29 protein-coding genes are annotated in these 26,637 nt (G+C 40.7%); 5 read left to right on the top strand and 24 right to left on the bottom strand.

All coding sequences use genetic code 11. The annotated features are described in order from the left end of the window. Positions 1–7 precede the first annotated feature (7 nt). The 6 genes from Ga0466249_RS03085 to Ga0466249_RS03060 all read right to left on the bottom strand — a co-directional run bounded on the left by Ga0466249_RS03085 (position 8) and on the right by Ga0466249_RS03060 (position 4,983). On the bottom strand, positions 8–1,150 hold the full coding sequence (locus Ga0466249_RS03085; protein WP_215827949.1) for an efflux RND transporter periplasmic adaptor subunit: 1,143 nt from the start codon (positions 1,148–1,150) through the stop codon (positions 8–10). An 11-nt stretch (positions 1,151–1,161) separates the two neighbouring features. Then, positions 1,162–2,427 carry a TolC family protein gene (locus tag Ga0466249_RS03080; RefSeq protein ID WP_215827948.1) on the bottom strand — a complete coding sequence of 422 codons (1,266 nt, stop codon included), beginning with the start codon at positions 2,425–2,427 and terminating at the stop codon, positions 1,162–1,164. A gap of 289 nt (positions 2,428–2,716) precedes the next feature. Continuing rightward, positions 2,717–3,187 carry a hypothetical protein gene (locus Ga0466249_RS03075; RefSeq protein ID WP_215827947.1) on the bottom strand — a complete coding sequence of 157 codons (471 nt, stop codon included), beginning with the start codon at positions 3,185–3,187 and terminating at the stop codon, positions 2,717–2,719. Positions 3,188–3,505: 318 nt separating this feature from the next. Further along, positions 3,506–3,886: a hypothetical protein gene (locus tag Ga0466249_RS03070; protein WP_215827946.1), complete on the bottom strand. Its 381-nt coding sequence runs from the start codon at positions 3,884–3,886 to the stop codon at positions 3,506–3,508. Between the two features lie 75 nt (positions 3,887–3,961). Next, positions 3,962–4,462, bottom strand: a complete 501-nt coding sequence (gene queF, locus Ga0466249_RS03065) for a preQ(1) synthase (protein ID WP_215827945.1) — start codon at positions 4,460–4,462, stop codon at positions 3,962–3,964. Between the two features lie 182 nt (positions 4,463–4,644). Then, positions 4,645–4,983 carry a L,D-transpeptidase gene (locus tag Ga0466249_RS03060; protein WP_215827944.1) on the bottom strand — a complete coding sequence of 113 codons (339 nt, stop codon included), beginning with the start codon at positions 4,981–4,983 and terminating at the stop codon, positions 4,645–4,647. A gap of 150 nt (positions 4,984–5,133) precedes the next feature. On the opposite strand from Ga0466249_RS03060, the gene Ga0466249_RS03055 reads away from it, so the two are divergent. Continuing rightward, positions 5,134–6,030 carry a DMT family transporter gene (locus Ga0466249_RS03055; RefSeq protein ID WP_215827943.1) on the top strand — a complete coding sequence of 299 codons (897 nt, stop codon included), beginning with the start codon at positions 5,134–5,136 and terminating at the stop codon, positions 6,028–6,030. 85 nt (positions 6,031–6,115) lie between these two features. On the opposite strand, the gene Ga0466249_RS03050 is transcribed toward Ga0466249_RS03055, so the two are convergent. The 4 genes from Ga0466249_RS03050 to Ga0466249_RS03035 form a co-directional block, all read right to left on the bottom strand. Beyond that, positions 6,116–6,532: a DUF2000 domain-containing protein gene (locus tag Ga0466249_RS03050; protein ID WP_215827942.1), complete on the bottom strand. Its 417-nt coding sequence runs from the start codon at positions 6,530–6,532 to the stop codon at positions 6,116–6,118. 76 nt (positions 6,533–6,608) lie between these two features. Then, the gene (locus tag Ga0466249_RS03045; RefSeq protein ID WP_215827941.1) at positions 6,609–7,409 is read right to left on the bottom strand and encodes an AraC family transcriptional regulator; all 801 of its coding nucleotides are present in this window, start codon (positions 7,407–7,409) and stop codon (positions 6,609–6,611) included. A gap of 81 nt (positions 7,410–7,490) precedes the next feature. Beyond that, a complete protein-coding gene (locus Ga0466249_RS03040) occupies positions 7,491–8,159 on the bottom strand; it encodes a phenylalanine--tRNA ligase beta subunit-related protein (RefSeq protein ID WP_215827940.1) in 669 nt (222 codons plus the stop codon). 43 nt (positions 8,160–8,202) lie between these two features. Next, the gene (locus Ga0466249_RS03035; RefSeq protein WP_215827939.1) at positions 8,203–8,763 is read right to left on the bottom strand and encodes a flavodoxin family protein; all 561 of its coding nucleotides are present in this window, start codon (positions 8,761–8,763) and stop codon (positions 8,203–8,205) included. 121 nt (positions 8,764–8,884) lie between these two features. On the opposite strand from Ga0466249_RS03035, the gene pdxR reads away from it, so the two are divergent. Then, a complete protein-coding gene (gene pdxR, locus Ga0466249_RS03030) occupies positions 8,885–10,294 on the top strand; it encodes a MocR-like pyridoxine biosynthesis transcription factor PdxR (RefSeq protein ID WP_215827938.1) in 1,410 nt (469 codons plus the stop codon). Here the strand turns inward: pdxR and Ga0466249_RS03025 are convergent. The 5 genes from Ga0466249_RS03025 to Ga0466249_RS03005 form a co-directional block, all read right to left on the bottom strand. After that, entirely contained in the window at positions 10,291–10,491 is a 201-nt protein-coding gene (locus Ga0466249_RS03025) for a peptide-methionine (S)-S-oxide reductase (protein ID WP_215827937.1), read from the bottom strand. The two genes, pdxR and Ga0466249_RS03025, sit on opposite strands and share 4 nt — an antisense overlap. A gap of 32 nt (positions 10,492–10,523) precedes the next feature. Then, positions 10,524–10,721: a hypothetical protein gene (locus tag Ga0466249_RS03020; protein WP_215827936.1), complete on the bottom strand. Its 198-nt coding sequence runs from the start codon at positions 10,719–10,721 to the stop codon at positions 10,524–10,526. Between the two features lie 127 nt (positions 10,722–10,848). After that, complete coding sequence (locus tag Ga0466249_RS03015) at positions 10,849–11,541, bottom strand: aspartate/glutamate racemase family protein (RefSeq protein WP_215827935.1); 693 nt, start codon at positions 11,539–11,541, stop codon at positions 10,849–10,851. Between the two features lie 113 nt (positions 11,542–11,654). Beyond that, positions 11,655–12,596, bottom strand: coding sequence for an EamA family transporter (locus Ga0466249_RS03010; RefSeq protein ID WP_215827934.1), 942 nt, complete (start codon positions 12,594–12,596; stop codon positions 11,655–11,657). Positions 12,597–12,630: 34 nt separating this feature from the next. After that, positions 12,631–13,821 (bottom strand): aminotransferase-like domain-containing protein, encoded by a 1,191-nt coding sequence (locus Ga0466249_RS03005; protein WP_215827933.1) that lies wholly within the window; start codon positions 13,819–13,821, stop codon positions 12,631–12,633. 147 nt (positions 13,822–13,968) lie between these two features. Between Ga0466249_RS03005 and Ga0466249_RS03000 the strand changes: the two genes are divergently transcribed. Further along, positions 13,969–15,480 carry an aminotransferase-like domain-containing protein gene (locus Ga0466249_RS03000; RefSeq protein ID WP_215827932.1) on the top strand — a complete coding sequence of 504 codons (1,512 nt, stop codon included), beginning with the start codon at positions 13,969–13,971 and terminating at the stop codon, positions 15,478–15,480. Positions 15,481–15,506: 26 nt separating this feature from the next. Here Ga0466249_RS03000 and Ga0466249_RS02995 read toward each other — a convergent pair whose 3' ends face one another. The 9 genes from Ga0466249_RS02995 to Ga0466249_RS02955 form a co-directional block, all read right to left on the bottom strand. Further along, positions 15,507–16,457 (bottom strand): aminopeptidase, encoded by a 951-nt coding sequence (locus Ga0466249_RS02995; RefSeq protein WP_215827931.1) that lies wholly within the window; start codon positions 16,455–16,457, stop codon positions 15,507–15,509. Positions 16,458–16,512: 55 nt separating this feature from the next. Next, a complete protein-coding gene (locus tag Ga0466249_RS02990) occupies positions 16,513–17,583 on the bottom strand; it encodes an S-methyl thiohydantoin desulfurase family protein (protein ID WP_215827930.1) in 1,071 nt (356 codons plus the stop codon). A gap of 49 nt (positions 17,584–17,632) precedes the next feature. Further along, positions 17,633–18,304: an AroM family protein gene (locus tag Ga0466249_RS02985; RefSeq protein ID WP_215827929.1), complete on the bottom strand. Its 672-nt coding sequence runs from the start codon at positions 18,302–18,304 to the stop codon at positions 17,633–17,635. After that, complete coding sequence (locus Ga0466249_RS02980; RefSeq protein WP_215827928.1) at positions 18,298–19,137, bottom strand: ubiquitin family protein; 840 nt, start codon at positions 19,135–19,137, stop codon at positions 18,298–18,300. Before Ga0466249_RS02980 ends, Ga0466249_RS02985 begins: the two co-directional genes overlap by 7 nt. Positions 19,138–19,139: 2 nt before the next feature. Then, positions 19,140–20,075, bottom strand: a complete 936-nt coding sequence (locus tag Ga0466249_RS02975) for a DUF1177 domain-containing protein (RefSeq protein WP_215827927.1) — start codon at positions 20,073–20,075, stop codon at positions 19,140–19,142. Between the two features lie 18 nt (positions 20,076–20,093). Continuing rightward, a complete protein-coding gene (locus Ga0466249_RS02970; RefSeq protein ID WP_215827926.1) occupies positions 20,094–21,671 on the bottom strand; it encodes an OPT/YSL family transporter in 1,578 nt (525 codons plus the stop codon). 1 nt (position 21,672) lies between these two features. Then, on the bottom strand, positions 21,673–22,317 hold the full coding sequence (locus tag Ga0466249_RS02965; protein WP_215827925.1) for an AroM family protein: 645 nt from the start codon (positions 22,315–22,317) through the stop codon (positions 21,673–21,675). 110 nt (positions 22,318–22,427) lie between these two features. After that, positions 22,428–24,077, bottom strand: coding sequence for a PucR family transcriptional regulator (locus tag Ga0466249_RS02960; RefSeq protein WP_215827924.1), 1,650 nt, complete (start codon positions 24,075–24,077; stop codon positions 22,428–22,430). 133 nt (positions 24,078–24,210) lie between these two features. Then, the gene (locus Ga0466249_RS02955) at positions 24,211–25,293 is read right to left on the bottom strand and encodes an HD-GYP domain-containing protein (RefSeq protein WP_215827923.1); all 1,083 of its coding nucleotides are present in this window, start codon (positions 25,291–25,293) and stop codon (positions 24,211–24,213) included. 469 nt (positions 25,294–25,762) lie between these two features. Between Ga0466249_RS02955 and Ga0466249_RS02950 the strand changes: the two genes are divergently transcribed. Both Ga0466249_RS02950 and Ga0466249_RS02945 read left to right on the top strand, forming a co-directional pair. Continuing rightward, on the top strand, positions 25,763–26,041 hold the full coding sequence (locus Ga0466249_RS02950) for a hypothetical protein (RefSeq protein ID WP_215827922.1): 279 nt from the start codon (positions 25,763–25,765) through the stop codon (positions 26,039–26,041). Position 26,042: 1 nt separating this feature from the next. Further along, positions 26,043–26,519 (top strand): hypothetical protein, encoded by a 477-nt coding sequence (locus Ga0466249_RS02945; RefSeq protein WP_215827921.1) that lies wholly within the window; start codon positions 26,043–26,045, stop codon positions 26,517–26,519. Positions 26,520–26,637 lie beyond the last annotated feature (118 nt).

The following is a 26,637-nucleotide window of genomic DNA, read 5'->3' as shown; positions in this document are numbered from 1 at the left end:
TTTCTCATTACATCGGCGGCGGACCATTATCTTTTTGTTTAGAAGAACTTTGATTTTCCGACTTCGTATAAGAAATAACCAACTGATCACCCTCTTCTAACCCACTGATAATCTCCACCTTATCATTACTTGTCAGCCCTACTGTAACTGGCACATTTTCTGTGACGCCATTAGCGCCCAATACCATTACATACTGTCCGTTTGTACTCGTCTTCAAAGCCGCTAGTGGAATAAGAAGCGCATCATCTTTTTCACCCACCTTAATATTGACACGCGCCGTCATTTCCGTTTTTAATAAATTATCCGGATCGTCGACAGAAAGGGTTACATAGTAATAGATGACACTGCTTGTAGAAGAAGATGCTGTTGATGACGATGTGGACGATGACGATGTGGATGTGGATGAGACAGAAGTCGTGTTAGTTGAAATCTGACCAATTTGAATCACATTGCCCGTAAAAGTATGATTCTGATAAGCATCCACTGTAAAAGTTGCCTGCTGACCAACTTTGATCTTGCCAATATCTGTTTCATCGACCTTGACCTTCACTTTTTTCTGCGAAACATCTCCAATCATCATAATCACAGTCGGATCGTTCACACCCGCAGTCACTAATGTCCCCACAGAGACTGGCTGACCCAAAACAACGCCATCCATCGGAGAAACAAGGACTGTTTTGTCCAAATTTGATTGTGCTTGATCATAAGCGGCCTTTGCATTTTGATAGTTAAGCAGGGTATCTTCAAAATCCGCATCCGATTTAGCTCCAATTGAATTCAAATACTTTGCCCGCTTATATTTTGCCGCAGTGCTATTTACAGTGTACTGCGCTTCCTGCAACGTGGTTTCAAGAGCCTTATCATCTAAAATCACCAACGTTTGCCCAGCTTTGACATAATCATTTTCCTTCACTTTAATTTCTTTAATCAGTGCCGTAATTTGTGACGAAATGTCGACTGCATCTATCGGTTTGACAGTGCCAGTTGCCGAGACACTTGATACAATCGTTCCCTTCGTTACTGCCACTGACTCTACGGCGGCGGCCTTCTGACTTTTTGCACTCTGATAATAATAGTAGCTTCCGCCAACAATCGCCAACAAAACAGCAAGACTCGCTGCCCATTTTTTTCTATTAATCCGTTCCCACATATCCCTGCCTCCTAATCCAAACCCATGGCATTTTCCAATTTCGCCTTATAAGTTGCATAATCATACCGGGCTGCAATATAATTGTTCTTTGCTGTAGTTAAAGCAAGCTGTGCGTCGATCACATCCAAAATAACTCCTTCGCCGGCTTGATATTTTGCCTCGGCAATAAAATAAGCTTCTTCAGCCTCATGGACTGCAACCTGTGTCGTTTCCATCCGCTTCTCTGCTTCTTTTAATCCTAAATAATACTCTTTCACGGATACCTCTACAGAATCTTCCTGTGATTCCAGCTCTAAATGAGCCGCAGCTACGGCACTCTGCGCTTTCTTTATTTTTGACTTGGTTATTTGCCCGTCAAATAAATTCCATGAAGTGGTAATTCCTACGTACATATCTCGATTGTCTTCCTTAGGCAAAATGCTGCTACCCCAGCCAGTTGCCGCCATAAGTGATACAGACGGTTTTTGATCGGCCCTAACAACTTCCACGTTCTTTTCCGATTCTCCAATACTGAGTCGATATTTTTTGACATCAGGACGATGTTCCTTCGCAAATGTCACGCATTGATCCATAGTCTGATTAACAGGTACATGCTGAAAATCGTCAATAAACTCTAGGGGTTCGATACTTTTCCAACGAATTAGATTTTTCAAGTCATTAACTGCTACAGCATATGAATTCTTAGCTTTCAACAAAGTCTGCTGCGCATCTACCAGTTCGACTTCTGACTTTAATACATCTAACTTTGCAATATTGCCGACGCTATATTGGGCTTTTACATTATTCAAATGCAATATGTAATTATCAACCGTTTCCTGATCGACAGCCTGAACTTTTTGATCCTCTAATACGTCGTAATAAGCAGAAATTGTTTTTAATTTAATATCTTGTTTTTCTTTTAGCAAAGTAAGCTCCGCAATCTTCACATCGGTCTTAGCCATTTCAATATTCCCCTCATTTTTTCCACCACTATAAAGTGGTAAAGAAAGTGCAAGAGACGTCGTATTTGTCGTAGCTGAATAATGGATCTGTCTTAAATAAAAGGTATTCGAAACATCAACAGAAATACCCCGACTTCCTTCTGTACTTTTGAGCGCATATTTTGCCTGTTCTTCGCTATTTTCGGCAACCTTGATATCCAAGTGATTGTCCAGCGCCATCTTAACCGCTTGATCTACGGACAGAGGCATAGCAAACCCCAGGGTTGTTTGCACAAAAAGACAAAAACCCAAAACGCCACTCATTCTCTTCGGTATATTACGACTTACCAACCCCATTTTTAAGCCTCCTTCTCCAATTGAATTGCTACAATGCCATGTTTACGTCCTTATAAAGGCAGGCACATAAATAATAGCAAACCATTATTACTACTTTGTTACAAAACACCTAAAATCAACAGAAATTTATAATATAAATAAGCTATCTGTCCATGATCAGGGCAAATAGCTTATTTATATTACAAATAATGTATCACTTCACGTTGATACATTAAAATATAAAACGCTTGTGAATTTACAATATTTCACAAACGTTGTATTATAATTAACTGACTATTTTCAACTGAAATTATTGCTTAACATCAACCTCTTTACGTACACTCGAGACACCGCCAACCTTTTCTTCCATTTCTTTCAGTATCTCCCGCATTTGTTTCTCGTGATACGCCGTTAAAGTCAACATTCCATATTTCTTAGAAATTTGACTCTCCTGCACATTCTGTACCTTATTATTTTGTTGTTCCGCTTGATTTGATGCAGTGGAATTATTCTCAGCGTTTACCTTATTATTTCCGGTTTTATTCTCTTCAGTTTTTTTACCTTTATCAGCACTGTTATCTTTATCTCCTTGAGCAGCAACCTGACTAATAAGAACCTTCATGTTTTTTCCAATTACAATATAAGTATATGTATAACCGCCCTCCTGAACAGTGAGATATTTCCATCCTCCCGAACTATTATCGGTATCTTGTGTTGAACTATTGCTATTCATCCCATTCATTGATTTACTTAGCGTTAAAGAAACTCCAGATATATCCATGTGACAGGTCCTCTCCTTCCAAAGTTAAACACGTTATTACAAAATAGGCATTCAAGTATCTTAGTATCTCTATAAATTATTCTTCCACGATAACCATACAATACTAATATTTCGAAGTATCAAAGTATCTATTTAGTAATAACACACTCTTTATATCATCGTATAATTTCGATAAAAACATAAGTAAATTCAGCTGTAAAACTAATAAAATTGTACCGCACCGTTTATCCGACGTAAGTGTTCAGGCGAACGCACCAAAACAAACTATTTCCTCGTGGTTAGGATAAATAGCTTATCAGATTATAAGGGAAATAAAATTCAGAGAGTGAAAGTAAATAGATAGGCATGAAAGTTCGCTCTGCTCACTGCTGAGTTAAAGTTGTCCACTTCGGCTTGCGCCTCTTGCTCATTATAAAAAACGCGCGCCCCCGTCGTGCTATGAAGATAAGGTACAGAACGCACCAAAACATAAATATCAGAGTGCGGTCCGAGGCTCGCCGCCTCTATGTTAAGAGACAAATAAAGCGCTCTTCGACTGACTCCGGCGTCCTTAGAATGAGCGATCACTCCAGCTGCCAACGACGTCGATTCACTACCTGCAAAACACAAGGTCGCTTTGTTTGCCAAATTTTCATCTGAGTAAAGCTGCGCATGCTCCATCACTTCATTTGTCGCACCAAGTACCAAATAATAGTTCATATTGTATAATCCTTCCCGCCACCGTCAAAAGCCCGCGAAATCGCGAGCTTTTATGCTATCTGATTGTGTAAAAATTTATCGATTGTCCACCTTATCCATGTTATATAAATCATGTTGTTCAATTCTAACCCAAGCCAATTTTTCATATTTTGTGCCCGGTTTTCCATAATTACAATAGGGATCAATCGAAATACCACCCCGTGGCAGAAATTTTCCCCACACTTCTATATAACGTGGTTGTAAAAGTTTTACAAGATCTTTCATGATAATATTCACAACATCTTCATGAAAAGCACCGTGATTTCTAAAACTGAATAAATACAGTTTCAGTGACTTACTTTCTACCATATTGATTTCCGGTATATAACTAATATAAAGCGTTGCAAAGTCCGGCTGCCCCGTCTTAGGACACAAACTGGTAAACTCCGGACAGTTAAATTTAACCCAATAATCATTTTCAATATGCTGATTATGAAAAACTTCCAAAACAGCTGGATCATAGTCAAATTGATAAGAAGTATTGTGATTACCAAGAAGGGTAATTCCCTGTAATTCGTCTTTTGTTTCTTCTCTCATGCTATATTCTCCTCAGTTTTTTCTTTTATTATCGCACTTTGCATTACTCATATTATTTTATACCCTAATAAGCTTTTCGCAAAGATGTAACAAAAAAATTCGAGTAATAATGATAGCGTGACCTGAAACAACAACAGCTATGCTTACCAATAGACTTTCCAGCCTCTTCCGCTTCGTCTGTCTTAATTATTTATGATCGTCACAGATGTACCAATAGGTACTAGATGAGCAAGTTCTAATACATCACGATTATACATACGAATACAGCCATGAGAAACAACGTGTCCGATAGATGCCGGATTATTCGTTCCATGAATACCATAACTTGGTCTACTTAACCCCATCCACATCGCACCAAATGGCCCTCCCGGATTAGGTGCCTTACTGACTATTCGATAGGTTCCTGTTGGTGTAGGAGTAAGCATTTTGCCGATGCCAACCGAATAAGATTTTGCTAAAGCACCATTGCGATATAAAATTAACTGCCTGGAAGAAAGATTAATCGTAATCGCATACGCCATTTTATCACCTCGTTGATTTATTGTATGCCAACAAATCAGAATAGGCGTTTTATTTTAAATAACCTTGGCCTTCTTGTGAATAGAAGGTTTATAATAAGAATTGTGCGACCAAAGCAGGCTGAACAAATAAAAGACAGTGGTGATTTTACAATGACAAATAAGAAAACGGCCTATTTATATCTATTCATAACTTTTTTTATCTGGGGAAGTTTATACGTTGTAAGTAAATTTGTATTGGGGAAAATTCCTGTACTTACAGTTGCATTCCTGCGGTATGTTATTGCAGGAATTGTCTTACTTCTAATTCTCAAGAAAAAAAAGCTCCCGAACATCGAACGCCAAGATTACAAATATATATTTTTTATCGGTTTTATCGGCTATTTTGTATCCATGGGAGCCCAATTATTAGGAACAAAGTTATCGAATGCATCCATGGCTTCGTTGATCAATTCTATCAATCCCATTGCGATTATGTTATTTGCTGTTATGATTTTAAAAGAAAAACTAACAATAAAAAAAATGTTCTGTATTATTTTATCGATTGTTGGAGTTTATATTATTGTCGGTGACAACAGTGGCATCGGACAAGTATGGGGAATCTTAATCTCCATATTCTCGGTAATTTCCTGGTCCCTTGTATCCGTTATCGTGAGAAAAGTCACTCAAAAATATGATGCTTTTCAAATTACTACCTATGGAATTATTATTGGGGCTATCTGCAATTTACCCTGTTCAATTTATGAACTAGTAATGACTCCAAATGTTCAATTTGACTGGACCGCCATTCTTTCATTACTTTATATGGGACTTGTTTGTACAGCTTTTGCTCATGTATATTGGAATAAAAGTTTAGCCATGCTGGAAGCGGGCACTTGCTCCTTGTTTTATCCGCTCCAACCTATGTCAGCAGTTTTGCTTGGTTGGCTATTCTTAGGAGAAAGTATTAATATAAACTTTATTTTTGGTGCAATTTTGATTATTAGCGGCGTAATATTTAGTATTATGGGCGATGTACTCCCACGAAAATGCTACACAAACAGATACTGACTCATGACATTGAAATAATCTTTATATCATTTTAAACAGTCCTTATCCATCAGCAAATGGATAAGGACTGTTTTTGCAAAAATTATTATTTCAGTGTAGGTAAATTGCCTGTCAGATGGTTAATTTCTTTTTTTGTCCCATAAAGACAAATCCCGAAATAATTAAGATTATCAGGCAAAACTCCAGACATCTTGATTGTATAATCATCATAGGATTTACAGCGCTGTGCCAAATCACTGAATCCTATTAATGTAATCGTTTCATTATATTTTTCATGAACGATTTTGTAAATTTCTTTAATTTTATTTTCTGAGGCAGCTAAGATAGGAAGGGGAATATTTATGATTCCAAGATGTAAATGATTGCTTTGATCCACTACATCTTCCCCTACAATTTCGTTTATTTGCTTACCCAGTGTACAGCCAAGAATTGCAGCCGTATTGGCGATAAGTCCTACGGGTAACTCTTGATCAATTACTGCTACACATTTCATTGAATCCATATCAATTACCTTCTTTATATGTTTTCTTTCAGCATAGCAGTTTTGATAGCTCGAATCTTGTAAAAAATTGCTCTATTCAAATCAGCTTTTGATACCAGAGAGGAGTCACACCACAAAATTGTTTAAAGGAATTAGAAAAATGACTTTGATCATAAAACCCCGATTCATGAGCTACATAAGCAATATCTTTTCCCTTTTTCAACATCATTTTGGCATAATTTAACCGTAATTGCATTAAATAGGCGTGAGGAGTCATGGCATAGTTCTTATTGAACAGACGAATTAAGTAATATTTTGTCATGCCCATAAACGCCGTCATTTCATCTAATGTTATATTCTCAAGATAATGCTTCTCAATATACTCTCGCAACAACCGTATATCAGCATTTATATTAACTTCTACATTATGAACTAGGGCACTATCGGTAAAAGACAGGAGCGCTGCCAGCGTCATAATCAGTCTCGTCTCTTTCTCTAAGGGAGATGCCTCTGATTCAAGGAAAGAAAAAAAAGATTTTACTTTGTTAATGTTCATAGTAGTCAATTTCTTAACGACCACAGAAACAGTTGTTTCCTTATGATTTGTAAACACCGATTGGAGCCATTTCTTATCAATATAAAGCATTTTAAATTTCCACGATTTTAGATTTTGTGGAGTACATTGATGCATGACTTGCGGCGGAAAAACAACTAAATGATTGTGTTCAACAACAAATTTTATTCCCTGACAACTTACCATACTTGTACCATTTTCGATGATTCCAATGGATAATTCATTATGGCAATGGCATTTGGCAGCAGGAAGATGATATTGTCCCTGTTTGATTTCATAACAAGAAAGCCGTTTATCGCGATAAAATTTTAATTTATTCATCATGATTCTCCTACATCCTATTATACAGAACATGAATCATAAATACTAACTTATAATAAATAGAGAGTAGTAGCCTAAATGGATCTACGCTTTGTAAATATTACGAAACTCTACAATGGCTTCTGGTGCAAACAATTGAATTTTCTCAATAATTTCATCAAAGTGCTTTTCTATAACACATTGCTTAATACCTGCTGGCATATACACTATAAAAGCACAGTTCGTTGTATTTTCCATTATTTTGGTTCTATCATCAGGGCCGCACAAAATACTTGAAATAACGCCTTCCCTATCATACATGATCATATCACCCTGTTTGGTTGTCTGCTTTTTTCCACTAATGCCTTGATACGACTCTTCACCTGATGAAACACCTATTTTGAGTGGAAAATTCATTGTATCCACATCATGTCCCGCTGTTAAAAGACCATTATTCAATTCAGCCATAAACATGGCTTCTACCAATGTTGCCACACAAGGAATGGACCTATTCTTAAAAATAAGCGATTCCATCTGAGATACTACATGATATGTTTTTTTATAGTGTTTATAATAGGCAGCATAAATCTGTATTGGTTCGTAAGATAATAAATCGGCTTTCGTTTTAAATGTTAACTGAAGCGATTCAATCAATTCGGCTTTTTTCTTCTCTAACGCTTCATGATATTTCGGATTTCTTACATTGCTTACAGTCATCATGCCGATACTTGCCCCAGGATACAGTTTTTTCCACTCATCTTCTAAAATTAGCATAAAATTCCTCCTCAGCTGACGAAAAATGACAGTTTCAATAGAATTATTGTTCTTCAACCACTTTTTTCCCTAGTAAAAATGCACTTTCCAACAAGTCTGCTCGAGAAGCAATTTCTCCTTTTTTACCGACGCCCTGCGCAATAACCTTACCTGCTAAATTCATCCCTAAATAACTTAAACTTCGCTCAAAAAATTGCAAAACAGGCATAACCGTTTCAACACTCTCATCTTCAAAAGGAATGGCAAGAACCACACTTTTTCCTTTAACATGTACGCGGTTTTGCTCACAATTATAATAAACAAAACGATCAATAAAGCCCTTCATCAATGCCGTAGGACCATACCAATATACAGGTGTTCCTAACACCAAAATATCTGCTTGGTTGATTTGCTGATAAATTTTATTCATATCATCATGCTTACTGCATGCATTCCCATGCCAACAAGCATGACAACCATCGCATTCTCTTATGGATTGATCCCCTAAAAAAATCGTTTCTACTGTCGCCCCTTGTTGCCTTGCCCCGTCTAAAATCTTCGAAACTAAACTATGCGTATTGCCATTCGTACGCGGACTTCCTACTATACCTAATACGCTACTCATGATTCACCTCATCCTATTTACTTTCAATGCTTTATATATTAAAATATCACTAAAAATTGGTTGTGCATAGTACCAATCTTCAGTGATATTTTTAGTACCAATTATATTGAGGTGAAATCTGATGTACGGCATAACAGTGAATCGCGCCTCTAATCTATCCATTACAAAGCAACTTTATCAACAAATAAGAAAAAACATTTTGAACGGACATCTACGTGAAGGAGATTCACTTCCCGCTACTAGAAAATTTGCTTCCCAACTCAGTATATCGAGAAATATTGTATTAGAAGTCTACGACCAGTTAAAAATCGAAGGGTTTATCGAAAGTCGCCAAGGTTCCTATACTTCCGTGGCAGCAGGTGCTTTCCTCACACAACTTCCGTCAAAATTTTCAGCAGAAAATCAATTTGATACAAGTCCACCATCCGATATGATTAATTTTCGCTACGGTATTCCTGCATTAGATCACTTTCCTCGAAAAGCATGGAAAAAGACCCTCACTCAAACAATATTGGATGTCTCTGTCTCCTATTTTGACTATAACGACATCGCTGGCTGTTTAAAATTACGAACTGCCATAGCCACTTATTTATTTAAAACAAGAGGAATTGTTTGCTCCCCTAAACAAATTATCGTTACTTCGGGATCGACTCAGGCATTTACATTAATTACCCAACTATTACTTTCGCACAACCGCAAAGTCATTATCGAAGACCCCTTAAATATTCAACTGCAACGTTACTTATCTTCACTCGGCTGCCAGTTCGTTCCCATACCCATTGATGAACAAGGATTACAGACTGACTACCTACTTAAACAATCTATTTCTCCGCCAAGCTTTATTCTCGTCACACCCTCGCAGCAGTTCCCAACAGGTGGAATACTGCCCATCCAGCGTCGTATTCAGCTCATACGCTTTGCTAGAGAAACCAATTCTTATATCGTAGAAGATGATTATGAAAACGAATTCACTTTTGAAGGAAGTCCGATTAGCTCACTACAAGAACTTGCCCCGGAAAAAGTCATTTATGTAGGTACCTTTAGCAAGACATTAATCCCCACGCTAAGACTGGGCTACATGATTCTGCCAAACACGCTTATGGAAAAATTTTATAAACTAGATTGGTATGCTACGCAGCAACCCTCAGCGATTGACCAATTGGCTTTAGCATCATTTATCGACAGTGGTCAATTTGAGCGCCATGTGGCTAAGATGAATAAAATTTATCAAAAGCGGCGCAACAAAGTGATGCTTGAACTAAACCGTCATTTTACAAACAATGTTAAAATCCTGAGCAACTCGGCGGGCCTCCATCTAACAGTGCAATTTAAAGCCATCAAATTTTCGTCCCAATTATTGAGTCACATCCTGCATTACGGAGTTCAGATCTATTCTGCCCATCAACATGTCATTGATAAAAACAATACAAGTCTATTAAATCAAGCAATTTTAGGTTATGGCAACCTGAACGAAAATGAGATCGTCGAAGGGATACAAAGATTAAAAACAGCACTGAACAACATGGATTAACTCGATAATACCTGTTCGTCATAGGTGACTTCGCATACTTCAGTATATCCCGTCATGCCTGTGCATACCTGCTGATACGTGGGTTGACTAGTAACGCCTTGTCCATATCCTACCCTTGTACTTATTACTCCCTTCAGTTGCATAAAGTAAGCCTCAATGCCCCAAAAGCAACCTCCTGCAAGCCATATTTGCTTCATAAAACAGCCCCCCCGCTCAAAATAGCGATAACCTAAGATAGATCTTTTACAATATCATGCCTTTTTATTCTCTGTAATTTCAGTTTCACTTCTTCAAGTGTTTCCCCAAGCGACAGCATGGACCCTTCTTGAATCATTACATAACGCCCCTCAACTCTAATAATTCTTTCTCTTAAGTATTTACTTTGCCATAATAAGTCCACATCTTTTATAGGCAGTTTCTCAAACATATTGATCTCCCTCCCTTTTCGTTTCATAAGAGTTCAGCATATGGAAATATTCTATGAATAGAGTATTAAAAAAAGCACACTAAAAAGTGTGCTCAGTGCAAAGACAAATCCTCAATAATGATATTATCTATTTCATTGCAAATTCAACAGCTGAAACAGCATGAATTGTCGTTGTATCAAAAACAGGTATCTTAACATCTTCCTGTTTGATCAATAAAGGTATTTCCGTACAACCTAATACAATTCCCTCCGCACCATTTAATGCTAAATGGCTGATAATTTTTTGGTATTTCTCCTTTGAGGCATCATTTATGATCCCTTTACAAAGCTCGTTATAAATAATTTCATGAATCCCTTCTCTCTCATTTGCATCAGGGATGACAACATTAATATGATATTTTTCCTTTAATATTTTTTTATAAAAATCTTGTTCCATCGTAAATTTAGTACCAAGAAGTCCAACTTTTCTTATTCCTCGTTGAATAATTTTTTCGCCTGTTACTTCAGCAATATGTAAAACTTTTATTCCGACTCTATCCTCTATATCACTAGCTAGTTTATGCATAGTATTCGTACATATTACAATAAAATCAGCGCCACCATTTTTCAATTTTTCAGCAGCCTGAACCATGATATTGGCTAACTCATCCCATTTGTTTTGATGTTGTAAAACTTCTATTTTTTCAAAATCCACTGAATACATAAGACACTCTGCAGAATGAAAGCCGCCTAATTTTAATTTAACCGTTTCATTAATAATTCTATAATACTCAAGTGACGATTCCCAACTCATTCCACCAATTAAACCAATTGTTTTCAAATAAATCTTCTCCTTTCACTGACAAACTCTCTGAGAATCCTCTAACAAATTCGTAGTCCTATACAAAGTGATAAATAAGTTACTTCGCATACTTCAGTATAATCCCGTCATTCCTATGCATACCTATTAGCTACTTTCTCCTCCACAGGTGGCATCACCACTTCTCGATTGTTGGCTTTACTGATAATAATAACAGACAAGATAATGATCGCAGCAGCCAAGGCATCATTCATAGTCATTTGTTCTCCCGCCAGTATCCATCCGAGCATGACCGCCACAACCGGATTAACATATGTGTTCGTAGTAACCAATATGGGATCAGCCACTTTTAATAACCAAATATACGCGCTAAACCCAATAATTGAACCAAATAATATTAAATACCCTAGCGCAATGACTGAACGAATAGAAACGAAAGAAAAATCAAGTTGTGTCCATTCACCCATTGTAAATCCAAACAACAAGCAAGATGCTCCCCCAGCAATCATTTGCAGTGCTGCAGCCATGAAAGGTGATGACGGCACTTTTGCTACACGGGAGTAGAGTGCCCCCACAGCCCAAAAAAGCGATGCAATAACCAATGCAATATAGCCAAACCATTGGGAGGTAGTATTTGAAATTTCGCCAACAGAATTATTCACCAAAAATGAAATACCCATTATGCCCAAGGCTAATCCCCCGAAAACCATACGGTTAGGCCGTTTATCACCTTGCCAAAGCCAGGAAAGCAACGCCACCCAAAACGGTACCGTAGCAAAAACGATAGCGGCAATACCACTTGATACAAATTGTTCAGCCCAGACGATACTGCCATTGCCGCCCAACAGCATGATGACACCAATGATAGCCGTGTTTTTCCAATGAATGGCTTTTGGTTTTTCTACTCCTCGTACCCTTTGCCAAACATACACAAGTACTCCGGCTATCAAAAATCTTATTCCAGCCATCGTAAAAGGAGGCAATGTTTCAATCGCCACCTTCATAGCTAAATAAGTCCCCCCCCAAAAAACATATACAACAAGTAACGCCATTACTATAGGCAAAGTCATTCTCATTGATAATCCTCCATCGTTATATCCATCACACCGGCTATTTCTTTTCATATTCCTTTATTGCTTGCGACAATCGCCTGATACCTTCTCTGATCTTTTCTTCCGGCATACTCGAATAATTTAAGCGCAACGCGTTTTCAACGCCACCATTAGGGAAAAATGAATCACCCGGTATAAAGGCGACATGTTTTTTTAAGCAATCTTGCAATAAATCCAACGCTTTCATCTGTTTCGGAAGCTCCACCCAAAGAAATAATCCCCCTTGCGGACGAGTAAACGTCACTCCCTTAGGCAAAGTTTTTTCCAACATATCAACCATCACATTGCGGCGTGTCCGATACAATTGAACTAACTTTTGTACATTGAGATCAAAGTCATATTCATCCATAAAACATGAAATTTCCATTTGACTTCTAATGGAAGTACACAAATCTGCCCCTTGTTTGACTAAAACATATTTTTCAATCATTTCAGGTTCCGCAGCGATCCAGCCAATACGTAACCCTGGACAAAATGTTTTTGAAAAGGTACTAGTAAAAATCACCAATCCCTCTGTATCCATTGATTTTAACGAAGGAAGAATCTGATTTTCAAACCGCAATTCTCCATAAGGATTGTCTTCAATAACGGGAATTTTATATTCGTTTACTAACTTCATAAAGGCCGTTCTTCGTTCTAAAGACCACGTAATGCCTGTTGGATTTTGAAAATCCGTTATGACATAGATGACTTTGATCTTGTTCTGAGCAGCTAAAATTCTTTCTAATTCTTCGATGATCATACCGTTCTCATCTGTTGGCACTGCTATAAACTTAGGACCGTAAGCCTTCAAGGCACTAATAGCCGCCAAATAAGTCGGACTTTCGCATAAGACAATATCGCCTTCATTCAAAAAAAGTTTGCCGGAAAAATCCAAAGCTTGCTGTGAACCGCAGGTAACCAAAATATTATTAGCACTCACTTTGGTTTGAAATTTTCGATTCATTCTCTCCGCGATTTTTTCTCGTAAAGGTTCATAACCCTCAGTCGTTGAATATTGGAGCGCATCGCTGCCGTTCTCATCTAAAACCTTTACAGCAATTTTTTTCATTTCCTCCACCGGAAATGACTCTGCCGCTGGCAGGCCACCTGCAAATGATATCATTTCTTTCTTTTGAGTAAGCTTGAGTATTTCGCGTATTTCCGATGCTTGTAAAAAGCTCATTCTTTTTGCAAACGTAACTGTCATAACCCATCCCCCTCTCATTCATTGTCAGGACTGTACAATACATGATTACAGTTTTTTTATTTATATTACCCTGCAGGAATCAAACTGTAAATATCCAATATAATATAAATAAGATACCAATTCAAAATATTGAGGGGAAATAGCTAAATGGATATTACCAAAATTCTAGGTGGTCTACGAATTGCACCCACGCACACAGCTCCACTCTATCTACAATTAGCAAATGGATTAGCTGCAAAAATTCAAGATTCTACGCTTGCCGCGGGAACAAAACTCCCCCCTGAACGTGAGCTTGCCAAACTACTTGAAGTCAGTCGCACTACCTCAATTAACGCTTATCGGCTGCTAGAAAAACGCGGACTCGTCATTACGAAAGTCGGAAGTGGCACCTATGTAAACGATTTATCCATAACGAATCAACAAACCACAGCCATGTCTTGGGAACAACTATTTACTCCTCAATATCAATCGCCACTGTCTTCTATATTGCGTACCCTTATTGCTACACCGACTGCGAATGAGACCATATCCCTTGCTGCAGGTATGCCAGATCCGGCTTTTTATCCACTTAACATCATTGAAAAAGCCTTAACATCGAATAAATATCCTTCTGATGCTGCTGACTACGGCTACATTGCAACAGAAGGATATCTTCCACTAAGACACTCCTTAGCAAACTGGCAAGGTCAGTTCGGCATTCATGCCACAGCCGATCAATTTTTGATCGTATCTGGCTCGCAACAAGGGCTCTACCTTATCGTAAAAGCCTTTATCGAACCCCAAGACTACGTGATTGTAGAATCGCCAACCTACTTAGGCGCTATTCAGTCCTTAGAAGCTTCCGGAGCCCGTATCCTCACCCTCCCCTCGTCAGATCGTCTGAACTTAGAACTTCTCGAAGATTATCTCATACGCTATCGTCCAAAATTGATGTACACCATTCCTACTTTTCAAAATCCCACGGGTCGCGTCATGTCACTACAGGATCGTCAAGAATTAATCCGCTTAGCCGCACATTATCGCCTCGTCATCGTAGAAGATGATCCTTACAGCCTGCTCTATTACGGTCAACAACCTCCTGCCTCGCTGAAAAGCCTCGATACCTACGGCGGAGTAATTTATCTTGGCACATTTTCCAAAACACTTTTACCCGGACTCCGTACCGGCTGGGTCACGGCTGCTCAACCCGTCATCAATCGCTTAGCGCAAGAAAAACAGCATGTGGACCTTCACAGCAATAACTTATCGCAAATGATCCTTCACATCTGCCTAGAAGAGGATTCTCTATCCAAGCACCTCGCTTTTGTCCGATCTGAATATAAAAAACGCCGCGATGCAATGGTTCATGCGATCCGGCGCTATTGTAATGATTATATGGAATTCACTATACCTGAAGGCGGTTTTTATATCTGGTGCACCATAAATTCTCCCGCATCAACAACAGAACTAATTCATCGTGCAGCAGCAGCAGGCGTTTCCTTTGTACCAGGCATCGCTTTCTATACCAATGGGACACGCAGCAATGAAATACGCCTGTGCTTTGTCACACACAACGAAGACCTGCTAAAAGAAGGCATCCGACGAATGGGCCGAATTCTCACTTCAGGCGCTGCCAATGGAACACAACCCACACACACTGCAGGACTGCCCATCATTTAAACGTTAAAACAAATTTAATGCATGAATTAATCCGCTTGAAATTGTCCCTGTTTCATCATGAGACGATCATCGAGCCAAACATCCGGTTCTCTTACGACACAATCAATATGCACGCCAGCTGAAACGTTTCCACCAAAAGTGTCGTTACTGCCAAAAGCTACATGAATGGTACGATAAACTTTTTCATCTTCTAAAACGACACCAATAATTTTGGCCTTGTCATTCGTACCAATACCAAATTCGGCCAGCATACGTCCTTCGGCTTCACCTAGCTTACTTAGAAGAATTTCACCAGTTTCTCCTTCGGCCTTGACCAATCGTCCCTTAGCAAGAGTTAAAAGGAGCGGAGTTGCCAGCTTACCAATACCAGAGATAGAAGCATCCACTAAAATCTGACCTTCTGCTGTCCCTTCAAGCGGTGCAATATAAGCCTCACCCGAAGGTAAATTTCCTGATTCACCCGGATTCAGATAGACGCCAGTACTCGCTATTCCAGTTCGTCCTGCAATCGAAAAGGTTAAGCAATAATCCGATTTATTTATTTTAACTTTTTCAGCATGCGTTAAGAGTCCCGTAATCCGTTCCGTTACCCTTTTAATATTGGCATAATCAGCAGAAATGGCACCAGCTAAAAACATAGCCGATGTAATTCCCGGCATCGTCGCTAAACGAGCCCCAGCAGCGGCAGCAGCTTTCCTAGCCTGCGTATGAGTCAAAGAATGCTCAGTTATACATACGACAACCTGTGCCGCTGCCATAGCTGATGCAATGACCTTCGGCGGTTCCTGACCCGATTTTTCCCGTTCCGTCATCACAGCCAACATGGGTTCGGCTCCTAATGTTTTTCCCGCCAAAAATACCGACTCAGCCAATTCTTTTTTCACTTCATCTGTCACGATCAAAAGCGATTCCCCCGCTTTCAATCCCAGGCAATTTTGTAAAAACTGTTTGCTCACTTTGACTAACGATTCCTGCATTCTTATCGCTCCATTTTTCTTTTTTCTCGACAAACACTCCTCAAATAATTCTTACTTATACGTCAACTGATAAAAAAGCTACTATCTTTTTATGAATAATCGTTTCGACAGTCTGCAATAAATTCCTGTTCTGCATCGTTTTGCTCAAAATAAGATTTTTCCGCGGCACAACAATAAGAACAATTCGTTGGCCCTTTGTCAGCGCCGCCGACACAATTGGCCTCCCTGTTTGAGCATCGAACGTCATCATTAAATCAGGAAAAGTGGCCAGCCGTTCCCCTTGTTTTTCCAAAGTCATATATTCATTCCAAAACGTAATTTCATACTGTTCTTCGATGCAAGCCGTTCCTATATCAAACCCGTTTTCCATTTGAATAGAGAAATCGGTTACCTTCCCCTCAACAATGACCCTGCCGCCTAAGTAATCCACTACGGCAGCAATCGCCGCCTCCCCCTGATTGGACAGCCATTTTTCTCCGACAGCCATGGCTTGCCGAATCGCGCCAGGCGCTCCATTCTCCCGGGCATAGGCAGCCGTAACCGGATTTCGAGCTACAGCAACCATTCCCCCGGCCTCCACTGAAGCCCGTCGAACCATAGCTGCCGCTTTGCTTAAAGATCCCGAAAGACTGAGTTCAAGATATCGGTCTTTTTTCCCTCCAACCGCCGCCTGATACGTGACATAGTCAGGTAGCTCAGACAAATTCAACGACCCCATAAGCCCCGTAGGGTGTGCGCGGCCATTGCAGGGACAATCGATAACAGGCAGCTGACTGACAGCAGCCTGAAACCAACCATTGACCGTCGTACCTGCACCATTTTCGTTGGTAGTAATTCCGTGAATTGAACGCTTCATTTGTCGGCGTAATAAATCCAAAGCCTTGGCATAATGAATAGGATTCACATACTTTTCCGGTGCTCCCGGCGCTCCAACCAAAGAAACAGCTACAACCAAGTCCTCATCAGCCAATTCATCAATTGTCACAAGCTGCGGCGGACCTACCTCCACAGCCAAATGACCGATTTGCAAACCTTCTTCAATCCAGCCACCGCCTCCTCCACCAAGCACCGCACCGCCATAAACAGCACATTCCACATTCTGCTGATCTAAAAAAATTTTCGCCACTTCTCACACTTCCTCTCTTATCATCGGAAACCGCTAAAGCGCAAAATTTTTAGCCAAACAGTTCGGCAACGGCCCGAGCAGCAACCGTTCTTGGTAAAATAACAGGTACCCCAACAATCTGCGCCACTGTTTGTTTCATCGCCTGATTAAAACCCATGCAGTCCAGAACAACCATTTCAGCGCCCCAGCTTCTCAAAGCATCAGCAGCCTGCCAAATCTTGTCCGGCTCAGCATAAGGTGAAGCCGCTTCGATGGCAATCTGACCGACAGGTATCTTGCTCCATCTTTTTAATGCCTGTGGTGCCTGCGAAGCATCGGGATTGATAACCCCTAGCTTTTTTCCCCTGGCAACAACTGTGACAAACTGCTGCAATAATATCTGTGGATACAAAATCGGGTGATTACAAGAAAACTCGGGAAATTCACCGCTGCAAAACATGACAATGCCATCCGTTCCAGCTGCAGTCAGTTGATCAATCAACTTTTGAATTTGCTGCAGTATATAGCTTTCAGAAATTTTCACCGAACGGCCATCCCGCAGCTTGGTTACCAAAACATAGTCTTTTTCCGATGGTGCAAACTGCAAAATTTCTTCATAAGACAATCCATCCAGTGCCCCTGCCTCCACAATCTCCACATTACCTAAAAGTTCTTTGATTTCCGGTACAATATCTGTTCGCGGCGACTGTCCTACTGTAATCGCACCGATTCTTTTTACCATTTTAAATCGCCTCCCTGCGCTTTACGCCAGGCACAAGAACGGTGAATTGAGCAGCCGGGAGATCCGCACACACATTCTTTCATTGTTTCTGCCACACCCTTCGTCCTTGCCCCTTTGATTGACAAGATAAACTTTACAGTCTTCTCCACCTCGATAGGCTCTCCTTCAATCGCCAGCGTTTGCGCTCCTTCCGCCCCGGAAATTCCGCCAGCAGCAATGACCACACAACGAACATCCGCAAGCTGCTCCAGAGCACGCTGTTCTGTAATGACCGTCCCAACCAGCGGAGTTAATCCCACAGCCATTCCCATCGCCCAATCAAACGATTGAATTCCAGCGGCCTGAATAGCAACATCGATAGAGGTAGGAATTAACTTTTCCAAACCACAGGCAATCATCACCTGGCATCCCTGAGCCCAAAGTCCAGCCATGCCTTCGCCTGGATTTCCGCCAAGGGGACTGCCAAAAAGCATTGCCGCCCGACCCGAAACATCAAGTGCATTTGCACCAAGCACGGCAACATCCTCACATGCCAGACTTTGCACGGTTTCTGCAAAACAGGTATCAATATTTTGTACCCTGCCCTGTTCTAACAGCACGCTATGCGCTGTCCGACTCACAGTACCACTTCCTTTGGTTCCTCGGGGACTAATCCGTCCAGAAATACGCAAACACTGTCCAGTTAAGCGTTCCAGCACAGCGGATACAGTTGTTCCTCCCTTAAACAAAATCTTTCCCTGCATCACAGCCCGCTGTACCTGCGGCATAATTGCAATGGATTCGGCAATTAGCTGCTTCCCCTCTGCAACAGTCAAAGTAACCAGCGCTCTCATAATCAGCTTTTTCCTGCCGTCTGCAAATGTGTCATCGAACCATACAGTTTTTTCACCAAAGAAAATTCCTCAGAATCGAAGAAACTGCATTTTCCCTGAGTAAAAGCTTTACCGACTTCAATGACAAACCGAACAACTGATTCTACATCCATCAAATGAGTTGCCCCTGTAGCACAGCCGGAAACAGGGGCTTCTGTCGTAATGGCAACCCCGACCACCGGTACATCTGTCGCAACAGATGGCTGCAAAATACTGTTCAAATGAAATAGTCCGTTGCCATAAGGAGTGATATCCTGTGTCGTAATAGCAAAAACGGCTGGTAATTTGCCTGTCACAATCTGCATAAGTTCAAGCAAATCCTCACTGACCCGTAAAATATATCCTTCCTTAACAGTGGGTGAAATAGCAAATCCATTATGATTAATAATTCGATTGCCTTTTGTCGTATCCACCGACAATACAACATCCATTTCAGAATCAATCTCATTGGCATTCATATCAGCAATAGCAACAGGCGAATCCATAAAAGCAACAGGTTCATGCGGCCGCGTCGGCGCATTAGGACAAATATGCGTGCACAGAATCACATCGCCTGCCAAAAAATCGCCATTTTGCTGCATCGCTCCTAATTTCATGGCTGCGGCAATGGCAGCAAGCGCTCCATCGCCATCCGAAACAAACCCAATCCGCTCAGGCCTTGCGCCCAATCCGCCAAGCCGTCCCACAACACCGAGTGTCGGTGCCAAACCGCCCTGAGTCTTCCCCTGTTTTCCCGAAATTTTAATACGTATAAAATCGGTCACGCCTTTTGCACCAACCACTTGCTTGACCGTAACATCTTTGACTCCAACCGTTTCTAGAAATTCTGCAATGCCCTTTCCATTAACAAACGAACTATCCATGACTTCATAAGTCTCTAATACTTGTTTCAAAGCCAATTTTTATTCCCCCTTTACCTATTTCCATTTGGCTCGAAAAGCCGAATCAACAAAACTATAAATCGCATCGCCGGCAATAAAGCCAGCTGCCATAATCGTCATATTTGTATCAAATTCCGGTCCCTTAATCTTGCGGAGCACAACCCGAATCAGCAAACCAGCATTAATATTCAAAATTAATAGTCCTGTAGCCAACATAATTCCCATTTGCCGCTTCGATCCACCCAGAAATTGAATCACTGCACCCGGAACTGCCCAAATCATTAAATTCTGTATAATCGACGCATCCACGCCCGCTTTAATGGTAGCTACAAAAACACGATCAACTGGTGGAACTAAATTTTGACTGAAATAAAGATGAGAAAGACTAGCAACCATAATCAACGCCACAATAGATCCCGTCACAGCCGCTAAAACCTGCTGCCAACGCCCTGCCAGCTCGTATTGCAATCCGTGACCGCGCCGAAGCATCCAGCCTGCCTTCAAATCATAACCAGCATCAGCAAAAGCAGGTCCCCCTGAAGCAATAAATCCGACTAAAAGCGCCAAAGCTACGGGCGGAAAGCCGAGTACAATGCCAATTACCAAAAAAATTAACGAAGTGGCAAAAGCCGGAAACCATCCCGCATGCATGGCTGAGAGTCCGACAATAAATTCAGCTAAAATACAGGCAATCGCTGCAAACAAGACCCATTCTGTGAGCTGCACAGCCGACATGACCGAATAAATTCCACCCATAAGTGCTAAACAAAGAGCAGCCAATAAATATAAAATGAATCCCTTCGTGAGCCCTTTACGTACATCTCCATCTTCCCGTGTATAGCGGCTTTCAGCCGAAACTGCTTTTTCTTCCTGCGTATCTTTCTGACGAAACAACAAAGCCAAAATCTGAATGCCCGCCACAATGCCCGCACCAATCATCATGCCATGTGGAATATACAATTTATTTATATCCATTCCAAAGAGGCTAGTCGAATATCCACGTAGCAAAAAACCAACTCCAAGCATCATCAAGGCCCACACATTGCCAATGAAAGCAGTCCCAAACGCTGACATAGGAATTTTGAAAAAAGAACCAATTAAGCCAATCACAGAGCCCCATACAAGCAGCCTGGCTCTTTTTCCGCCTTCGTCGCCGGCATGAATAGCTTCTGCCGCCGCAACCCCGGGAGGCCAAGCATCTTCTCCAGGAAATACCCGCGAATCAAAAAGCCAGTAAAGCATGGCCGTATCGATCAGCATGCCCATCGCGGCACCAATCAACATTGGCATAATCATTTCCGGCATACCAAAAAGATAAGGAATACCAATCGGTAGCATAAGCGAATTCGCTGCCGCAAAAGTGGAACAGGAAATATTGGATTGCACTAAATTCTGACGATGTATCGAACGATATTTGGCAAACATAGTGCCTGGAAGACGCGATAAAGCAACAGCCACTAACACACCAATCAAAGCTGTATTGGGTGTAACACCTAACGTCGTAATAATCTGCATGCCAATTATGGCCCCCAAAGCAGCCAGAACAATATTGACAATAAGAACAGATGGTTCTAACGCCCTTGGATGGTCTGTTTCAGGTATATGATCTGACATACTATTTCACCTCGCATTCATCTTTTAAAACATATCGAGCCACCGCTCCTCCGGCTTCCACGGCATCGACTACCCTACATTCAAGTTTATCTGTAATAAATTGCGCCATACCAATCGAAGAATAGCCGGTACATGCCAATAAGATTACATCGGCTCCTTGTTTCAGAAGTTTCTTTGCTGCCACCAAAGCTGCTTCCTTATGAGCCAGTAAATCCGTCGTATTAGCGACCCCCTGCGGACTCGCTTCCGCCACCAGACGATGGCCAAGCAAAGAAACAATTCCAGGCGGCGTAGGCCCCACTAAATTCAAAATACCCAATCGTTCTCCCAAAGCCAATCCCATCGCCGCCAATGCGCTACCAGCCCCAATAATCGGCAGGGAAAATGCTGCGCGGGCTTCTTTTAGTGCTGGATCAGCGGCACAACTAATAAAAATCGCCTTTGCACCTTTCCTTTCCGCTTGATGAATGGTCTCGATTATTTTAGGCACAGCCTGCAATTTTGTGGCCTCATCATAAATTCCCTTGGATTGTGCAGGAATACAATAACTTGTCGTTGGAACTTTGAACTTTTTCCAAATAACTTGTCCATGCTGTTCCAACACAGCGTCCTGTTCAATAGTCAAAACGCGAATAACAGCTAACACTGATATACCTCCTTCATGAAGCACTACATTTATACTACTCTTAAAAAAGACAAACTTCTTCGTGCAATGCGCATAAAAAAAAGACCGTCTTTTTGTACGGTCTGAATAAACTATCGTTCTTTTTCGATAAGAGTGCCTATTTTTAATGCCAGCCAGAGGGAAAATCTTTCTTCCGATTGAGATAAATCGCGCCCCAAAATTTTTTCAATGCGCTGCAGGCGATAACGAAGTGTATTGCGATGAATAAATAATTTTTCTGCCGTTTCAATTGAATTCCCCTGACATTCCAAATAAGTCTTTAAGGTCATTAATAGTTCTTTACGATTTTTCACAGCCGGATTTTGTAAAGCGCCCAACTTGACCTGATAAAATCGTTCAATCGGTTGCCCAAGCCTCTCTAACAGCAAATAAATCTCAAAATCCTCCCAAAAAGCAATCTTTCCCTCACCTTGTACCTTTTGATTTAGCTTAATGACACTCCTCACATCCTGATATTTAACAGCAATATCGAGAGGATCTTCTACAATACTGCTAATCCCAATGGAAACTGTAATTTCAGGATATTTTTCCGTAATTTTTTTCTGAATAGTCTGTGCTAAGTCTTCCAAATCCGAATGAAAAGGAGTGCCGCGAAGCGTCGAGCCTCCCTGCCGTAAAACAGGCATAATGACCACTACGCTATCACTGCGCTGCACAACCAAGGTACGCCAGGCAAACCGCTGCACCAAAGTATTCACTATATACGCCATATGCTGTTTTAACTCAGTAGCCCGACTCTCATAATCGATACCTTCTTGCATGATATACCCGGAAAAATGGTCAATGTCAATCACTAAAATCACTTGGGGCTTATTCAACAAAAGATCTAATGATTCCGCCCGGCTAACAGCCAATTCGCGTGATTTAAAGGCACCAGAAATTAAATCTTCCAATAGATCGCGATAATAGCTTTGCTGCGCCTGCTGCACTGCTTCTTCTTTTACCAGTTGCACTGCTGCCAAAGTAATCGCATGTTCAATAGCCACATAATGCAGCTCTGTCAATGAAACCCGGCAATCCACTAAAATATAGCCATAACAACGCTTACGAACTTTAATTGGAAAAGCAGCGATCTCATTGTTTAAACTTCCTGTACTCTGCAAACATCGTATATCACTTTCTGCCCATACTTTTTCCTTGAAGAATGTTATTCCTGACATGGAAATATATTGCATTTCTTCATTGCAAATGGCAACATCGTGAACAATCAGTTCCGCTAACGTCTTACTCACCGGTTCCAAGCTGCTGGCACCTAACATTACTTGGATCATCCTTTGCCGTACTTCTTCCGAATATTTAAGTTGTAAAGACTGCTCGTTAATAATAGCCGTCATCACAGGCAGGGTAATATCCATAAAAGAAAGGTGATCCGGAATCGCCAACAGCGGAATGTGTAATTCATCAGCCAGTTCTTTCATAGGCAATGGAACAGTCCCCAAAAAACGGCCAAATTTAACTGCTACAGCCGCCCCTTTTACCTTTTCCATAACCTTCAAGATATTCAGTTGCGCTTCGAGATCGTCTTTCACTGCATAACAGGTTGTTACTACGAATTCTCCCTGGCGCAGCCAGCCCGCTACATCAGGAACCTCCAAAACATCTACACATTCAATGACACGTCCAAGCCCAGCTCGCCCTGCAATCAAAATGATTTCTTGCAATGGAGCTAATTTCAATACTTCACCGACTGTTATCGCCATCATGTCACCCCAACATAACATGAAAGCCCTCTTCCTAAAAGGAACAGGGCTCCAATGCCAAATGTTCTATAATAACCAAAATAAGCTTACGAAAATATTGATTACTAAAGTTATTATAGCCAAAATTCAATAACAAGGCAAGAAACTAACCTCGTTATTTGGAAGTCACAATCTGATGAATATTCAACTGAGGACATTTCGCTAAATCAATAATCTGACCATCCATAGTCTTGACTACAGGTGAACTGTATGTATTAGGATGGAAAAAAATAATTTGAGCTTCTTGTCCATTGGAAAGAAGAATCCTATTGAATAGTAAACTGTCTTTCACCTGATTAACAAAAGCCATACACACCTGCGGATCAAATTTTTCAAACATTTCAAGTACAATTCTGTCTAATACAGGAAAGGGATTGGCATATTTATCCGTATAGGCCAAATTATGAAAAAAATCAGCAACTGCAATAATTCTAGCATAAGGATGGATTTGAGCACCCTTGACCCTGGTTGGGAACCCACTCCCATTCGCCCGTTCACGATGTTGGATACTCCCTAAAATCACTTCATTAGAAAGCCCTTTTGTTTTCTTAAATAAGCTAGCCATTTCGGCAATATGAGTCTGAACACGTGAATCATCGATTTTATTTGTTGTTAGATTTCCTATATCGTGTAAAAGGCTAGCAAGCGCTACCCCTGCTATATCACCCTCATCCCACCTCATCTTACGAGCAATCAGTCCGGAAAAATAAGCTACCATCACCGAATGCTGGGGAATAAAATCGGTTAACTTCTGATCACCTACAAGCAAATAGTTCATAACTTCAAAGCTATTGGTTGCGATAGATGAATGGATGTTCTCAACAGCATCTTTTAAATGAGAAACAGGGATGATACGTAAATTTCTAATAACGTCGAAATTCTTGGCCACATCCGTAATAATTAAGTTCTGCTGTTTTACGAATTCAAAATACTCCTTTGAATTCACTTTTTGGGTCTTTTGCTGTAGCGGATCAGCAACTGGCTGTGCTTCAGCTACTGATTGCTCCTCAACTACCGTTTGTTCTTCATCAGAATTAATAAATACATTTTGAACATCCCAGGTTTTCAATAAAGAAATATGTCTCGGACTCAATGTAATATCTTTACCAAGAAGTATCTTGCCACTCATCGAAAGAACCACATCCGCAAGAATATCTCCCGGTTTTAAATTTTGTACTACTACCATTTTGGCTGCCATAATACTGAATCCCCCTCTCACCAAAAAATCATCCATAATATTCTCGTCTAATAGATAGTCTTTATCAACTCTATTATACCGATTAACAAACAATAACTTAATCCGCCAAAAGACCTAGTTTAGGATACTTCGAAAAAAAAAATCATCATTCACATCATATTCTTTACTACTGCTCCTAGCCGATTATGAGTCGGTACCTGATCTTGGCAACCAAGCAGGATACGGGAAGCTCATTGGATAAATCAACAAAATGAGTTGACATTTTTGCCAAGCTCTTTTATAATTATGTCAACGATATAGCTTTGCAAAGGGAGTAACCTTTACAACATAGTCGTCAATACGGTGCTGAAAGCACCCGGTTATGTTGGCATAATAGATTTGTGCCGGTAAGACTTTGCTTATGTGATTTATTCATGTAGGCAAAGTCTTTTTATTATATATTGAGTAAGAACAAAAAGGAGAATGTACGATGTCCGAAAGATTAAGTTTGCATGAAGTGCTTCGCGACTATGGAACTCCCTTAGTCACACTTGGGGTTAAGGCCTCAGAAGAAGAATGTCTGAAGCTCAGAGAAAGATTGCTGTCAATTCGCAATTTAAGTGAAGGAAAAGAACAGGGGTATTTGGAAGTCTCCTGCTCTTTCTATGTGGATGTACACGATATTGACCGCTATTTATCAGGTGAACTGCCTAACTTGGCGGAAATTTATACTTTCCCTGAAGATGTAAAATCCCATAAGGAGGAATAACATGAAAAAATTATTACTATTAACCTTTGTATTTATGTTTGCTTTCCAATCCATGAGTTTCGCTGCTATCGGCGGTTCAAAAGGTGTATCAGCACCTAAATCCTCGCCTCACACAACGCAGTCGGCCCCGAGTACTTCCCAAACATCCCCGAATAAAACATCAGAATATAAACCGTCCGCACCCGCAAATAGCTATAGTGACAAAGCCCCGGCAACAGCTGCCAAAACACAGCAGCAGGCACAACAATCAACAGGCAGCAGCTTCTTACGTAATGCCGGATTATTTGGCGGCGGCATGTTGTTAGGCAGTATGCTTGGCCACATGTTTGGCTTTGGTTCATCCGGTATGTTTTCTGAGCTTATCGGCATGTTCTTTAACGTCATTATTATTGGCCTAATCTTTATGGCCGGTCGTTATGCTTGGAATCGCTTCCAGGAAAGCAGAAGGAAAAAGGATGATATCAGACGTCTGCGCTAAATCGGCGTTAGCATTAAACAGTAAAGGCGATGCCTATTGGGCATCGCCTTTACTGTTTAATACGCTTCTCTTTCGGCTGCCTTTGTCTAAGTCCCACATTTTTCAGGAAGATATGTTA

Origin of the sequence: Pelorhabdus rhamnosifermentans (assembly GCF_018835585.1) — a bacterium.
GTDB lineage: Bacteria > Bacillota > Negativicutes > UMGS1260 > UMGS1260 > Pelorhabdus > Pelorhabdus rhamnosifermentans.
Note: the sequence above shows the minus strand (reverse complement) of the source record. Positions and strands in the feature narration are given on the sequence as shown.

Excerpts from the sequence above, each read along its gene's own strand:
- Ga0466249_RS02945 (WP_215827921.1), top strand. The coding sequence starts at position 26,043 with ATGAAAAAATTATTACTATTAACCTTTGTATTTATGTTTGCTTTCCAA.
- pdxR (WP_215827938.1), top strand. The coding sequence starts at position 8,885 with ATGTACGGCATAACAGTGAATCGCGCCTCTAATCTATCCATTACAAAG.
- Ga0466249_RS03070 (WP_215827946.1), bottom strand. The coding sequence starts at position 3,886 with ATGAACTATTATTTGGTACTTGGTGCGACAAATGAAGTGATGGAGCAT.
- Ga0466249_RS03040 (WP_215827940.1), bottom strand. The coding sequence starts at position 8,159 with ATGCTAATTTTAGAAGATGAGTGGAAAAAACTGTATCCTGGGGCAAGT.
- Ga0466249_RS02985 (WP_215827929.1), bottom strand. The coding sequence starts at position 18,304 with ATGGTAAAAAGAATCGGTGCGATTACAGTAGGACAGTCGCCGCGAACA.
- Ga0466249_RS03045 (WP_215827941.1), bottom strand. The coding sequence starts at position 7,409 with ATGATGAATAAATTAAAATTTTATCGCGATAAACGGCTTTCTTGTTAT.
- Ga0466249_RS03025 (WP_215827937.1), bottom strand. The coding sequence starts at position 10,491 with ATGAAGCAAATATGGCTTGCAGGAGGTTGCTTTTGGGGCATTGAGGCT.
- Ga0466249_RS02955 (WP_215827923.1), bottom strand. The coding sequence starts at position 25,293 with ATGGCAGCCAAAATGGTAGTAGTACAAAATTTAAAACCGGGAGATATT.
- Ga0466249_RS03035 (WP_215827939.1), bottom strand. The coding sequence starts at position 8,763 with ATGAGTAGCGTATTAGGTATAGTAGGAAGTCCGCGTACGAATGGCAAT.
- Ga0466249_RS03010 (WP_215827934.1), bottom strand. The coding sequence starts at position 12,596 with ATGAGAATGACTTTGCCTATAGTAATGGCGTTACTTGTTGTATATGTT.
- Ga0466249_RS02970 (WP_215827926.1), bottom strand. The coding sequence starts at position 21,671 with ATGTCAGATCATATACCTGAAACAGACCATCCAAGGGCGTTAGAACCA.
- Ga0466249_RS03060 (WP_215827944.1), bottom strand. The coding sequence starts at position 4,983 with ATGGCGTATGCGATTACGATTAATCTTTCTTCCAGGCAGTTAATTTTA.
- Ga0466249_RS03005 (WP_215827933.1), bottom strand. The coding sequence starts at position 13,821 with ATGACAGTTACGTTTGCAAAAAGAATGAGCTTTTTACAAGCATCGGAA.
- Ga0466249_RS02960 (WP_215827924.1), bottom strand. The coding sequence starts at position 24,077 with ATGTTATGTTGGGGTGACATGATGGCGATAACAGTCGGTGAAGTATTG.
- Ga0466249_RS02950 (WP_215827922.1), top strand. The coding sequence starts at position 25,763 with ATGTCCGAAAGATTAAGTTTGCATGAAGTGCTTCGCGACTATGGAACT.
- Ga0466249_RS03020 (WP_215827936.1), bottom strand. The coding sequence starts at position 10,721 with ATGTTTGAGAAACTGCCTATAAAAGATGTGGACTTATTATGGCAAAGT.
- Ga0466249_RS03050 (WP_215827942.1), bottom strand. The coding sequence starts at position 6,532 with ATGGATTCAATGAAATGTGTAGCAGTAATTGATCAAGAGTTACCCGTA.
- Ga0466249_RS03075 (WP_215827947.1), bottom strand. The coding sequence starts at position 3,187 with ATGGATATATCTGGAGTTTCTTTAACGCTAAGTAAATCAATGAATGGG.
- Ga0466249_RS03055 (WP_215827943.1), top strand. The coding sequence starts at position 5,134 with ATGACAAATAAGAAAACGGCCTATTTATATCTATTCATAACTTTTTTT.
- queF (WP_215827945.1), bottom strand. The coding sequence starts at position 4,462 with ATGAGAGAAGAAACAAAAGACGAATTACAGGGAATTACCCTTCTTGGT.
- Ga0466249_RS02995 (WP_215827931.1), bottom strand. The coding sequence starts at position 16,457 with ATGCAGGAATCGTTAGTCAAAGTGAGCAAACAGTTTTTACAAAATTGC.
- Ga0466249_RS02980 (WP_215827928.1), bottom strand. The coding sequence starts at position 19,137 with ATGAGAGCGCTGGTTACTTTGACTGTTGCAGAGGGGAAGCAGCTAATT.
- Ga0466249_RS03000 (WP_215827932.1), top strand. The coding sequence starts at position 13,969 with ATGGATATTACCAAAATTCTAGGTGGTCTACGAATTGCACCCACGCAC.
- Ga0466249_RS03085 (WP_215827949.1), bottom strand. The coding sequence starts at position 1,150 with ATGTGGGAACGGATTAATAGAAAAAAATGGGCAGCGAGTCTTGCTGTT.
- Ga0466249_RS03080 (WP_215827948.1), bottom strand. The coding sequence starts at position 2,427 with ATGGGGTTGGTAAGTCGTAATATACCGAAGAGAATGAGTGGCGTTTTG.